This is a genomic window from Aurantibacter crassamenti (genome assembly GCF_016811105.1).
Lineage (GTDB): Bacteria > Bacteroidota > Bacteroidia > Flavobacteriales > Flavobacteriaceae > Aurantibacter_A > Aurantibacter_A crassamenti.
On record NZ_JAFBGM010000002.1, the window covers coordinates 693,808 to 707,206 of the forward strand.

13 protein-coding genes are annotated in these 13,399 nt (G+C 34.5%); 6 read left to right on the forward strand and 7 right to left on the reverse strand.

Features of this window, described 5'->3' with window-relative positions:
- Positions 1 to 55: 55 nt before the first annotated feature.
- Positions 56 to 1,504, forward strand: coding sequence for a pyridoxal phosphate-dependent decarboxylase family protein (locus JQC67_RS15675; protein WP_203253861.1), 1,449 nt, complete (start codon positions 56 to 58; stop codon positions 1,502 to 1,504).
- Positions 1,505 to 1,627: 123 nt separating this feature from the next.
- Here JQC67_RS15675 and carB read toward each other — a convergent pair whose 3' ends face one another.
- Positions 1,628 to 4,480, reverse strand: a complete 2,853-nt coding sequence (carB, locus tag JQC67_RS15680) for a carbamoyl-phosphate synthase large subunit (RefSeq protein WP_203253862.1) — start codon at positions 4,478 to 4,480, stop codon at positions 1,628 to 1,630.
- A gap of 119 nt (positions 4,481 to 4,599) precedes the next feature.
- Positions 4,600 to 4,767: a 50S ribosomal protein L34 gene (gene rpmH / locus JQC67_RS15685; protein ID WP_203253863.1), complete on the reverse strand. Its 168-nt coding sequence runs from the start codon at positions 4,765 to 4,767 to the stop codon at positions 4,600 to 4,602.
- Between the two features lie 181 nt (positions 4,768 to 4,948).
- Here rpmH and JQC67_RS15690 point away from each other — a divergent pair, with 181 nt between their 5' ends.
- Together JQC67_RS15690 and JQC67_RS15695 are read left to right on the forward strand one after the other, a co-directional pair.
- Positions 4,949 to 5,833 carry a DUF6263 family protein gene (locus JQC67_RS15690; RefSeq protein ID WP_203253864.1) on the forward strand — a complete coding sequence of 295 codons (885 nt, stop codon included), beginning with the start codon at positions 4,949 to 4,951 and terminating at the stop codon, positions 5,831 to 5,833.
- 1 nt (position 5,834) lies between these two features.
- A complete protein-coding gene (locus tag JQC67_RS15695; RefSeq protein ID WP_203253865.1) occupies positions 5,835 to 6,350 on the forward strand; it encodes a DUF2892 domain-containing protein in 516 nt (171 codons plus the stop codon).
- Between the two features lie 114 nt (positions 6,351 to 6,464).
- On the opposite strand, the gene JQC67_RS15700 is transcribed toward JQC67_RS15695, so the two are convergent.
- Positions 6,465 to 7,412 (reverse strand): lytic transglycosylase domain-containing protein, encoded by a 948-nt coding sequence (locus JQC67_RS15700; RefSeq protein WP_203253866.1) that lies wholly within the window; start codon positions 7,410 to 7,412, stop codon positions 6,465 to 6,467.
- Between the two features lie 45 nt (positions 7,413 to 7,457).
- The gene (locus JQC67_RS15705) at positions 7,458 to 8,126 is read right to left on the reverse strand and encodes an alpha/beta fold hydrolase (RefSeq protein ID WP_203253867.1); all 669 of its coding nucleotides are present in this window, start codon (positions 8,124 to 8,126) and stop codon (positions 7,458 to 7,460) included.
- A gap of 159 nt (positions 8,127 to 8,285) precedes the next feature.
- On the opposite strand from JQC67_RS15705, the gene JQC67_RS15710 reads away from it, so the two are divergent.
- Entirely contained in the window at positions 8,286 to 8,579 is a 294-nt protein-coding gene (locus JQC67_RS15710; protein ID WP_203253868.1) for a GNAT family N-acetyltransferase, read from the forward strand.
- A 115-nt stretch (positions 8,580 to 8,694) separates the two neighbouring features.
- Here JQC67_RS15710 and mtaB read toward each other — a convergent pair whose 3' ends face one another.
- From mtaB to JQC67_RS15725, 3 genes are all read right to left on the reverse strand, one after another.
- Positions 8,695 to 10,029, reverse strand: a complete 1,335-nt coding sequence (gene mtaB / locus JQC67_RS15715) for a tRNA (N(6)-L-threonylcarbamoyladenosine(37)-C(2))-methylthiotransferase MtaB (RefSeq protein WP_203253869.1) — start codon at positions 10,027 to 10,029, stop codon at positions 8,695 to 8,697.
- Positions 10,030 to 10,051: 22 nt separating this feature from the next.
- Complete coding sequence (locus JQC67_RS15720; protein ID WP_203253870.1) at positions 10,052 to 11,227, reverse strand: GlmU family protein; 1,176 nt, start codon at positions 11,225 to 11,227, stop codon at positions 10,052 to 10,054.
- Between the two features lie 87 nt (positions 11,228 to 11,314).
- Positions 11,315 to 11,644 carry a type B 50S ribosomal protein L31 gene (locus JQC67_RS15725; protein WP_203253871.1) on the reverse strand — a complete coding sequence of 110 codons (330 nt, stop codon included), beginning with the start codon at positions 11,642 to 11,644 and terminating at the stop codon, positions 11,315 to 11,317.
- A gap of 194 nt (positions 11,645 to 11,838) precedes the next feature.
- On the opposite strand from JQC67_RS15725, the gene JQC67_RS15730 reads away from it, so the two are divergent.
- Both JQC67_RS15730 and JQC67_RS15735 read left to right on the forward strand, forming a co-directional pair.
- Positions 11,839 to 12,360, forward strand: a complete 522-nt coding sequence (locus JQC67_RS15730) for a DUF4199 domain-containing protein (RefSeq protein WP_203253872.1) — start codon at positions 11,839 to 11,841, stop codon at positions 12,358 to 12,360.
- A 36-nt stretch (positions 12,361 to 12,396) separates the two neighbouring features.
- Positions 12,397 to 13,362 carry a glycosyltransferase family 2 protein gene (locus JQC67_RS15735; protein WP_203253873.1) on the forward strand — a complete coding sequence of 322 codons (966 nt, stop codon included), beginning with the start codon at positions 12,397 to 12,399 and terminating at the stop codon, positions 13,360 to 13,362.
- Positions 13,363 to 13,399: the final 37 nt, after the last annotated feature.

The window sequence follows — 13,399 nt, forward strand, 5'->3', positions numbered from 1 at the left end:
TACCTTTGAACAAAATATTTCGTTTTAAAGTTAAAATGTTTTTTAGCTAAAACCTATGACAAAAAAAAACACGCTTACCTTATCCAAAAACGCGATGCAGGAGTATGGCTATAAAATTGTAGACACTATTGTTGAACACTTTCTCACTCAAGATGAGAAAAATCCGATAGCTATAGCAACGCGTCAAGAAATGGATAAACTTTTTTTAGAGGAAGCTCCTGAACAAAGTTCAGACCCACTTGAGGTATTAGAATTTGTAAAAAAAAATGTACTGGCACAAGCCGGAATTCCTTCACATTCAAAATTTTTCTCTTTTGTACCAGGGCCTAGCAATTATATAAGTGCAATGTCAGATAGTTTGGCAACTGGTTTTAATGTTTTTTCTGGAGGCTGGGCGGCATCAGCAACTGCGGCAGAGCTTGAAATAGTTACCATTAACTGGCTCTTGAAAATATTTAAATTTCCCACAAAAAAAGGGGGCGGTATTTTTACAAGCGGTGGGTCAATGGCAAACTTGACAGCTTTAGTTACCGCAAGAAAGCAGCTTTTAGGTGATGATTATTCAAAAGCAGTCATTTATATTTCAGATCAAACACATTCTTCTAATATCAAGGCAATTAGAACAATTGGTTTCAAAAAAGACCAAGTACGAATCATTCCGACAGATATGGAGTTTAAAATTTATATAAATAAATTAAAAAACGCCATTGCAAAAGATAAATTAGAAGGCCTGCAACCTTTTTGTATCATTGCTACTGCAGGTGCTACCAACACAGGCACGGTAGACCCGTTATCAGAAATATCAAGTATATGTAAGGAAGAAAGTATGTGGATGCATGTTGATGCTGCCTATGGTGGAGCCGGAATACTTTCTAAAAAAGGCGCTAAAGAATTACGTGGTATTGAGAAAGCGCATTCTATAACTATAGATCCGCATAAATGGTTTTTTCAACCCTATGAAATGGGCTGTTTATTAGTACGAAACCATAAATGGCTGAGCTCAACGTTTAGTGAAAAACCAGAATACTTAAAAGATGTTGAAGGCAATGAGTCAGAAATAAACTTTTATGACCATGGTATTCAATTAACTAGAAGATTTAGGGCTTTAAAATTTTACATGTCAATAAAGACCTATGGCTTATCTGCTTTTAGAGAAGCCATTACTTATAATATTGAGCTCGCAGAAGAATTAGAACATTCTATTCGAAAAAGTAAAAATTGGGAGATTGTATCACCAGCGAAATTGGCAATTATTAATTTTAGATATAATCCTATCGGGCTAGGTTTCAACGAATCAAAACTGAATACGCTCAACCGTGAAATTTCTAAACGTGTTATGATATCAAAAAAAGCTGTTTTGGTTACAACTGAATTACATGGTCAAGTTGTTTTAAGAATGTGCCTAATCAACCCAAGAACAACAATGAAAGACATAGATGAAACACTTGATTTGTGCATTCATTTTGCCAACGCAATTTTAGGTAATAAGAATTCGACCGCCTAATTTAAATCTCTGAACATATCATACAACTTATATAAGTATGATAATGAGACTTAAATTATATTGATTAAAAAAGCCCCAAATTAGTAGTTCTAATTTGGGGCTTTTACTTTATAAGAATGAGTTCTATTTTGATAGATACATTTTGCGTCTAGCGTATAAATTATAGAAAGCATCATCTTTCAAACTATCAATAAACAAAATACTTTCACCCGTACTCTTCATTTCGGGTCCTAAGTTTTTGTTCACGTTAGGAAACTTATTGAAAGAAAATACCGGTTGCTTAATTGCAAATCCTTCTAATTGCGGATTGAATTTGAAATCTTTCACCTTTTTCTCACCCAACATCACTTTTGTGGCATAATTTACATAGGGCTCTTTATAAGCCTTAGCTATAAATGGTACCGTACGTGAAGCACGCGGGTTGGCTTCAATAATATAAACCGTATCATCTTTAATTGCGAATTGAATATTTATTAATCCAACTGTATTAAGTGCCAAAGCAATTTTCTTAGTATGATCCTTAATTTGTTGCATAACAAATTCACCTAAATTAAACGGTGGTAAAGTCGCATTTGAATCCCCTGAATGAATACCACAGGGTTCAATATGCTCCATAATTCCTATGATATAAACATCTTCCCCATCACAAATAGCATCAGCTTCAGCCTCAATTGCACCATCTAAGTAATGATCCAACAATAATTTGTTATTCGGAATTTTACGAAGCAAATCAACTACATGTTCTTCTAATTCTTCTTTATTGATTACAATTTTCATTCCCTGACCACCCAAAACATATGAAGGTCTTACCAATAATGGAAAATCCAATTCATCAGCTAAAACCAACGCCTCATCAGCAGATTCAGCAACACCAAATTGTGGAAAAGGAATATTGTTAGCTTGTAAAAGTTCAGAAAAACTACCGCGATCTTCCGCAAGGTCAAGCGACTCAAAACTGGTACCAAGTATTTTAATTCCGTATTTCGATAATTTTTCAGCCAGCTTTAATGCCGTTTGGCCACCCAACTGCACAATAACACCTTCTGGTTTTTCGTGTTTAATAATATCGTAGATATGTTCCCAAAAAACAGGCTCAAAATAAAGTTTATCAGCAGTATCAAAATCTGTTGAAACCGTTTCAGGGTTACAATTAATCATTATGGTTTCATAACCACACTCAGCAGCCGCTAACACCCCATGAACACAACAATAATCAAATTCGATACCTTGACCAATACGATTAGGGCCAGATCCTAAAACAACTATTTTCTTGCGATCAGTAACAATACTATCATTTTCAACATAACGCTTACCATCTGGCGTTTCTATTTCAGCCTCAAAAGTTGAATAATAATAAGGCGTCATAGCTTTAAACTCAGCAGCACAAGTATCAACCAATTTGAATACACGGTTGATGTTCATTTGTACGCGTTTTTCGTGCACTTCACTTTCGTAACAATCAAGCATGTGCGCTATTTGTCGATCCGCAAAACCTTTTTGTTTGGCTTCAAGCATCAACTCTTTCGATAAGGTATCTACACTATAGTTGGAAATTTCTTTTTCTAAATAGTGTAATTCTTCATACTGTCGTAAGAACCACATATCAATTTTTGTGATCTCATGAATACGACTTAATGGAATGCCCATTTGAATAGCATCATATATAACAAACACACGATCCCAACTAGGTATCGTTAATTTGCTAATGATTTCATCATAGTTTGTATAGCCTTTTCCGTCTGCACCCAGTCCATTTCTTTTAATTTCAAGCGATTGTGTTGCTTTATGCAATGCTTCTTGAAACGAACGACCAATACCCATTACTTCACCAACAGCCTTCATTTGTAGGCCTAAAGTTCTATCAGAACCTTCAAATTTATCAAAATTCCATCGCGGAATTTTTACAATCACATAATCCAAAGTTGGCTCAAATAAAGCTGAAGTAGACTTCGTAATTTGATTATCTAATTCATCAAGAGAATAGCCAATTGCAAGTTTTGTTGCGATTTTTGCGATAGGATATCCGGTTGCTTTAGATGCCAATGCTGATGAACGAGATACCCTTGGGTTAATCTCAATGGCAATAATATCTTCTTTTTCATCGGGACTAACGGCAAATTGCACATTACATCCACCTTCAAAATCACCAATACTACGCATCATATGTATTGCCATATCACGCATTCTTTGATACGTTCTATCAGAAAGCGTCATGGCAGGTGCTACGGTAATTGAATCACCTGTATGAATACCCATTGGATCCATATTCTCAATAGCACAAATGATGACTACGTTGTCATTTCTATCTCTAAGAAGTTCAAGTTCATACTCTTTCCACCCCATCATAGCCTTATCAATCATGACCTCATGAATAGGTGAAATTTCTAATCCACGGCTTAGCAGTTCATCAAAATCTTCTGGTTTATATACAATTGAAGCTCCCGCCCCACCTAAAGTATATGATGCTCTAATTACAAGTGGAAAGCCAAACTCTTGTGCAATTTCTTTTCCTTTTAAGAAAGATGTAGCAGTAGCTTGCGGTGCCATGGGCACACCAATTTCAAGCATCAACTCACGAAATTTCTCTCTATCTTCAGTAATATTAATGGCATTAATATCAACACCGATCATATCAACCCCAAAATCTTCCCAAATACCTTTTTCATCAGCCTCTATACAAAGGTTAAGTGCCGTCTGCCCTCCCATAGTTGGTAAAACCGCATCAATTTCCGGATGATCTTTTAATATCTCAATTATTGATTTAGTAGTGAGTGGCTTCAGATAAATATGGTCCGCCATAGACGGATCCGTCATAATAGTTGCAGGGTTGTTATTAATTAATACAGTTTTGATTCCATCTTCAGTTAATGACCGTAAAGATTGTGAACCTGAATAATCAAATTCACATGCTTGACCAATAACAATAGGGCCTGAACCAATAATTAATATACATTTTAAATCTTCTCTTTTTGGCATTCTAATACTTCTTTTAAGGTACTTACATTTAGATTAAAACCCGTTTCACAAAACTTGGGTAAAAAAAAAGTGCTACTTCTAAAAAAGTAACACTTCAATATTATAAAATAATTCAATCATTATTTTTTATGTCGTAGCTCAGATGATACAGTAAGTTTCTTTCTTCCTTTAGCTCTTCTTCTTGCTATTACCTTTCTACCATTAACAGAAGCCATACGTTCTCTGAACCCATGTTTATTCTTCCTTTTTCTCTTTGATGGCTGATATGTTCTTTTTTGACCTGGCATTGTTAAATACTTTTCGTTGTTGAATGTTCTACAGTACGACCTGCAAAACTGGGCGCAAATATACAAAGACTTTTTTCTTCAGCAAGCCTATATAAAAAAATATTTTTTAATTGTTCAATCGTTCCTACGGATTGCTTTTTATTACTTTTGCAAGAATCTATTTTACGCTATAAATATAGACATGAAACATAAGTTCTCCATTTTCTTCTTTTTTTTAGCATTTGCCACCACTTTTGCGCAGACTACCTTGCAATATAATCTGAAAAAAGATCAGGTGTTTTTGGTAAAACAACAAGCTGAACAGGTAATTACGCAAGAACTTGACGGCGCTAGCCATGTTTTAACTAACTCTATTGATGGTATTTTACAATTTAAGGTTATTGAAGTAAATGAAAGCGATTATAAAATTGAGCTTTCATTTGAAGACCTTAATATGAAGATGAATTCAAGTATACAAGGCGATATTATGAATGTTCGCGCCAAAGAGGTAGTTGAAGGAGATATGCAATCTATGATGTTTAATAGCCTCTTAGGAAACCCTGTTAACATGATTCTTTCGCAAACAGGCGAAATAATTGAGGTTATTGGTGGCGACAAGCTTGTAAATAATATGGTAGCAAAAGCAGGCATTGAAGACGAATTCACGCTAAATATGATGAAAACATCTTTAGATAAAGAATTTGGTTCTGAGGCACTTTCAGATAGTTATGAGCAAATGACCTTTATTTATTCTAAAGAGCAAGTAAAGGTCGGAGATACATGGAATAATGAGTTTTCTGGCAAGTTAAATGCAAAAAACACATGGACACTAACTGCCTTAACAGACGAAACAACCAGCATAACCGGTGTTGCTGAAGTCATCATGAATATAGAAGAACCTGCACTAACTATGAACCTTTCAGGTAATCAAAACAGTGAAGTTATCACAAATAGCACAACGGGTTTCATTAAAAAAATGACCGTAGAAGGATTAGCTGAAGGCAGTTCTACTATGGTACAATTGGCGGATCAAAAAATACCAACAACTATAAAATCAACAGTAACTTACGAATTAATCACACCATAAAATGTTCAATAAAAACATAAAGCTTGTTATAGCAGCCTTAATAATAGCATACGCAGTTTATCAATTTATAGAAGGAGGAATTGGCAATGGAATAGCCTTAATTCTACTTGCAGGAATATTCATTTTTCTATATTTCAGAAATGAAATTATTCTTTTATCTTTTCTTCGGATGAGAAAGCAAGATTTAGCAGGTACTGAAAAATGGCTTACTAAAATCAAAAATCCTGAAGCAGCGTTAATAACAAAACAACAAGGCTACTATAATTACCTACACGGAATCATTTATTCACAGAAAAACTTAACTACGGCTGAAAAATATTTCAGAAAAGCCCTAAAACTAGGCTTAACAATGGATTATGACATAGCAATGGCTAAATTAAGTCTTGCAGGCATTGCAATGCAAAAACGTAGAAAACGTGAAGCTACTACCCTACTTCAAGAAGCTAAAAAATTAGATAAAAACAATATGTTGACTGAGCAAATTAAGATGATGCAGCAGCAAATGAAGAAAATCTAGCTTATACATTGTAGACAATTAAAGTCTATAAATAGCCTGAAATACATGATTTCATTGTTAGCATATTATTTCGCTAACGAAAAGTACTACCGATAAAATCTAAAATATTCGATTTTATTTAGAACCGCGATAATACCCTTTATTTGGAATCTGAATTGTATATTTTTTACCAGACTGGTTATTCAAATGTGGCTCACGCAACCATGGGTTATGACGCTTAAGTATCTTATAGTTGATTTCATATTGTTTCGCGAAATCTGTAATACTAAAGATAGGCTCATCAACTTCGACCTCAAAAGTAGGAACTGCAGTATATAAATCCTCTTTAGGAATGTCAAAACCATACTTCTCAGGATTTGAAAGAATTTCTTTAATAGCCATTATTCTGAATACATATCTTCCCGTTTCTTGCCCTAATAATAAGTCATAATAATCATCAACTTGTTGTGCACCTAAATACTTATTTATCGCACCTGGCCCTGCATTATACGCCGCAGTAGTTAAAGTCCAATTTCCATACTTACTCTTCCATTTGTTTAAATACTTACAAGCTACCTCAGTTGACTTCACTAAATTGTAACGTTCATCTACATTAGCATTCACTTCTAGTCCGTATTCGCGACCTGTACCTTTCATAATCTGCCAAAAACCAGTAGCGCCAGCATGTGAAACCACATTTGTCAATCCGCTTTCAGCAACCGCTAAGTACTTAAAATCATCAGGAATTCCGTTTTTAGCCAAAATTGGCTCTATAATCGGAAAATATTTATGTGCTCTTTTTATCAAAAGCACGGCATTTGACTGCCAATACGTATTCACCAAAAATTCACGATCAATACGCTCCATTATTTCAGGGTCGTCTTGCGGTACTTTTTCACCAGCAAAGTTTAAATCTTCAGGAATTTCAATTGAGGTTATCCTATATTCTTTCGCAACACTTTTATCGGTTATATCAGTGTCAGTTGATTCTGAGACAATTGTTTTGTCTTGAATTGCAAAAATTAAGGTGCTTATTACAAAAACAACACCCAATCCCATTAATATATTCTTTAAAAGCTTCATTTTGATAATTTTTGGAGTTAACTCAAAGGTAATATTAGAACTCACTTATTGCAAAATAATTGTAGCTAAGTGTTCATTAAACCATTTAGCTCTATGAATAATCATAGTATGTGTACCATTCTCTACTGAAATACAATTCTTTATCCGCTCTATTGGAAAAACAGGATCCTTATCACCATGAATATGTACAATGTTTTCGGGCGGTTCTTTTTGTCGCCAATTAACCATTTGATCTATGGCCCAATTAAGGTAAGTAGTATCACGAACATCAAGATACTTTTCATATAAGTGTAAACGCTTAGTTACTGCGTCACCAAAGGCATATTTTGCCATAAACTCAACATTATTTACTAAACTAGTAGGTAGTAATTTGTGGGCACTGATCAAACTTGCAAATCGCATTTTCTTTGGCAACTCATCACTAGTCTTCACGCTAGATATAATTATAACTTTTTTGACTTTTTTATATTTCGCCATTTCTTGCACCAAAATGCCTCCAAAAGAAACCCCAATTAACACTACATTTTCATGAATAATACTCTTATTCAATTCTTGTGCATATGCCGCTAAAGTCATATTTGGTGTAGGCACAAACCATTTGAGTAAATGAATTTCAAATTTTTCAATTGGCAATTTAATATATTCGAAAATGGAAGTGCTTGCAGCCAAACCAGGTACGCAATAAATATGCTGTTTTTCATTTTCTTCAATCATCAATTGTCTGTTTTAATAGGAAAATCGCCTTTTTTTTCTTACTTTTGTCTTTCGGCCATATTTAAACTCTTAATTTAAGACGTTTGCCGATTTATTGGAATTACGTCATCAGAACACCGTAATTTTTTATTCTAAAGAGACCAATTAAAATCAAACTATATGAATGAAATGGAAATCAATGACAACAGTTTCTTGCGCCAATTTGAAACCAAGATGGATGGTCATCTAGCAAAGATCGAGTATTCTTCTCAAGAACGAAAAGTATTTTTGACCAAATTGGTCATTCCTGAGGAAATCACTACAGAAGGTTTCAAAGAAAATTTCATTAAAGCTGTATTACATCAAATTCAGGATAAAAATTTGAGAGTAGTACCAACAAGCCCTCAAATTGCAGGATTTGTTAGAAAACACAGACAGTACAAAGAAATGTTGCCCGTAGGCATAAGAATCTAATTCTTTGTATGACAATATTAAAAAAATCCCGTTTAGCTATCTAAACGGGATTTTTTTATGGATTACCTTGAGATTCATAAGCTGTCTCCGCGCTACAATACACTTTTCTGAATTTTTAATAATTAGTAAAAACAGCCGTATCAACAAAATCAAACCGAACTAAACCATCAACATCAATTTCTTTAAGTATAATTTGATGTAAGGTATTCACGAGTTCAGGATTCCAAGTTGATTTTACTTTCACATAGTTTTCAGTAAAACCATGAATATAGCCTTCTTTGTTTTCACCTTCAAAAAGTACAGTTCGTTGACTGCCCAATTGACTTTCATAAAAAGCACGTCTCTTTTTAACCGAAAGCCCTCTTAACATTTTACTCCGTTTGTTTCGTACATTTTTAGGAACCTCCCCAGCCATAGTAGCTGCAGGCGTATTATCTCTTTCAGAATAGGTAAAAACATGCAAATAAGAAATATCAAGCTCATTTAGAAAATGATAGGTTTCTAAAAAATGCTCTTCGGTTTCTCCTGGAAAGCCAACAATAACATCAACTCCAATACAAGCATTCGGCATTGTTTGTTTTATACGATTCACCCGATCAACATATAAACCACTCATATAACGCCGTTTCATTAGCTTTAATAAGTCATCACTACCACTTTGAAGGGGAATATGAAAATGTGGCACGAAAGCATCGCTCTGCGCAACAAAATCAATGGTTTCATTTTTTAGAAGGTTCGGTTCAATTGAAGAAATACGTAATCTATGAATACCCTCTACCCTATCTAAAGCTTGAACCAAATCAAGAAAAGTATGTTCGTGTTTTTTATTTCCAAACTCACCCTTACCGTAATCACCAATATTTACGCCCGTAAGAACAATTTCCTTTATTCCTTTTGAGGAAATCTCAGCCGCATTTTTTAGCACATTTTCAAGTGTATCACTACGAGAAATACCTCTAGCTAAAGGAATTGTACAATAAGTACATTTATAATCACAACCATCTTGTACTTTTAAAAATGCTCGTGTACGATCTCCAATCGCGTAACTACCTACATAAAAATCAGCCTCCTCAATTTCACATGAATGTATTTCACCTTGTGCGTTTTTTGAAAGGTCATTCACATAATCTGCAATCTTAAACTTCTCACTAGCACCCAACACTAAATCAACTCCATCTACTGCAGCTAGGGCTTCTGGCTTTAATTGTGCATAGCAACCAATTGCCGCTACAAAAGCGTCTGGATTTACTTTCTGCGCCTGTTTTACAATCGTTTTAAAGCGCTTATCTGCATTTTCAGTAACTGAACACGTATTTATTACATACATATCAGCCTGCTCGGTAAATTCAACTCGCTCATACCCGTCTTCTTGAAACCCTCTAGCAATGGTAGAAGTTTCAGAAAAGTTAAGTTTACATCCTAAAGTATAAAATGCGACCTTCTTTTTCATAAAATTGAAAACTGATTAGCTTCTAATATTTTCTCCACTTTTTTGTCAATTCAAAAACATGCTCTAATATGCGAGCTTCTTTGTCATCAAACTGTACGCCTCTTCTTGCCATCATTACAGTAGCCGCCTCAAAAGCTTTTTTTGGTAAATACGTAGAAAAGCCTGTTGCCCCACCCCAACTAAAACTAGGAATAAAGTTTCTTGGAAATCCTGGCACATAAAGATTTACATTAACACCCACTACAGTGCCCGTATTTAGCATGGTGTTTATGGCAGTTTTACTGTGATCACCCATCATTAGGCCGCAAAACTGCAAACCTGTATGTTCAAATTTTTCAGTGGCATAATTCCACAATCGAACTTGAGCGTAATTATTCTTTAAATTGGAATTATTGCTGTCTGCACCAATATTACACCATTCACCTAAAACAGCATTTCCCAAATAACCTTCATGGCCTTTACTTGAATAGCCAAAAATTACAGAATTGCTAATTTCACCACATACCTTACTAAAAGGCCCTATAGTTGTGGCTCCATAAATCTTCGCCCCCATTTTCACTACGGCATTATTGCATAATGCAAAAGCACCTCGAATTAGGTTACCTTCCCAAATTTCTGAATCTTTACCCAAATAAATCGGGCCGTCAGTTGCATTTAAGATACTATATTCTACTGAAGCACCTTCTTCAGCAAAGATATTATCAGGATTAATTAAGGTATTTGTATTTGAAATAGCAGCACTCTTTCTTCCTTCTGTTAAGAAATCAAAATCAGCTTGTATCGCTTCCTGATTTTTAGAAAAAATGTCCCATGTATATTCTATCCGCAGTACTTCACCTTGAAACTCAATTTGCTTGTAATTTTCAAAGTCTACTTCTTCTTGTTCGTCTTTCGTAAAAAAAGCAATGACCTCATCCTCATAAAAAACAGCCTCATTTTCTTGTAAGTCCTCAATTATAGCTGCTAGCGCCTTATTTGGCAAAAATGATGCATTAATCAATACATTTTCTGGCATTTCAACCATAGGGTACTTCTCAGAAAGGTATTCTTCAGTAATTGTGGTTGTAGTACTGCCTAGATATTTTTCCCATTTCTCACGAATGGTCAAAATGCCGACACGAATATCCGCTACGGGCCTAGTAAAAGTGAATGGTAGTAGATTATTGCGAACGGTACCATCAAAGAGAATGTAGTTCATGGCTAGCGAATTTCAACAAAAGTAAAAAAAATAACGCCCCCGAATTACCGGAGGCGTCTGTATTATCTTAATATGAATTGAATCATATTATTTTTCATCTGAACCTTCTTTGGCTTTCGCCTCAGCTTTTGGAGCTTCCTTTTCGGCAGGAGCTTCAGCAGCAGGAGCTTTTTTGAATTTGTTGTATTTATTTTTGAACTTATCAATTCTACCAGCGGTATCAACCAATTTAGCTTTACCAGTATAAAAAGGATGTGAAGTTCTAGAGATTTCTAATTTTACCAATGGGTATTCAACACCATCAACCTCTAAAGTTTCTTTAGTATCTGCAGTAGATTTTGTTAAGAATACATCTTCATTAGACATGTCTTTAAATGCTACTACTCTATAACTTTCTGGGTGTATATCTTTTTTCATTATAATAAAATTTAACGCACCCATTCCGACAGGCACTCATTTTAAGGCTGCAAATTTACTGTTTTTTTATTATTTCACAATTATATTATACAAAAAAACAACATGTAATATACCTTTAAAAATTAATGTATATTTAAATGTAACATTATGAACAATCATGTTACTAACCAAATAAACCTAAAAACTATATTAAAATGAATGATAATCAACCAAAAATCGGAAAATTTTCTTGGACTTATGGTCTATTATTAGGTGTCGCAAGTGTAATCTTTGGTTTCATGTTGTATACAATGGAAATGCATTATGAACAAGGATGGGCTGTACGTATTGTTGGCATTGTATTAATGGTTGCAGCGGTAGTATTAGCCGTTATGCAATATAAAAAAGCCAATTCAGGTTTTCTTAAAATTGTTGATGCAGTCAAGCTCGGTGCCGGAATAGGTGTAGTTTCTGCAATTATTAGTCTTATTTGGTATGCCCTTTTAACAAATGTGATAGAACCAGATTTTATGGACAAAGCTATGGAACTGGCAAAAGTTCAAGCCATGGCTCAAAATCCGCAAATGACAGATGAACAATGGCAACAAGGGGTAGAAATTCAAAAGAGTTTTGCTTGGTTAGCATACCCCATCGGTATTGTGGTTAATGTTATTTTCGGATTAATAATTGGGGCAATTGTTGGCGCAATAATGAAAAACACTGACCCAAATAATTAATATTCGTACTTTTGAAATGCTTATCAAAGGTACTCTATGAATTTATCGATAGTAATTCCCTTACTCAACGAAGAGGAATCTCTCAAAGAATTACATGATTGGATTGTTCAAGTGATGCAGTCGAATCATTTTTCATATGAAATTCTTTTCATTGATGATGGTAGTACTGATGATTCTTGGAGAATAATTGAATCACTATCTACCCACAATACAAATGTAAAAGGCATTCGTTTTTTAAGAAATTTTGGTAAATCGCAGGCGTTACATGCTGGTTTTGCTGCAGCCAATGGTGATGTAATTATTACTATGGATGCTGACTTGCAAGATAATCCTGAAGAAATTCCTGAATTATATGCCATGATTGAAACCGAAAATTTTGATTTAGTTTCTGGTTGGAAGAAAAAAAGATATGATTCTGTAATTGCCAAAAACCTACCCTCAAAATTATTCAATTGGGCAGCTGGTAAAACTTCGGGTGTAAAACTTCATGATTTTAATTGTGGATTAAAAGCTTATAAAAAAGCTGTTGTAAAAAACATAGAAGTATCTGGTGAAATGCACCGTTATATTCCAGTTTTAGCAAAAAATGCTGGCTATTCAAATATTGGCGAAAAGGTGGTACAACACCAAGCCAGAAAATATGGTAATACAAAATTTGGTATGAGTAGATTTATCAATGGCTTTCTTGATTTAATAACCATCTGGTTTGTTTCAAAATTCGGAAAACGCCCTATGCACCTCTTCGGGGCCATAGGCGTTTTGATGTTTCTAATTGGTTTTGGTTTTGCCGCATATCTTGGTATTGACAAAGCATTTATCAACCAAACTGGACGTTTAATTACTGACAGACCTCAATTTTATATCGCACTCACAGCCATGCTAATAGGTTCACAATTATTTTTGGCGGGGTTTCTCGGAGAAATCATCATTCGATCTCGTAAAAACGAAAGCCGCTACAATATTTCTGAAATGTTGAACCAAAGCACCCAAAAAGAAGAGTAATCTTCGTATTTTTAAAATAGATTTTTAGCAAACTACT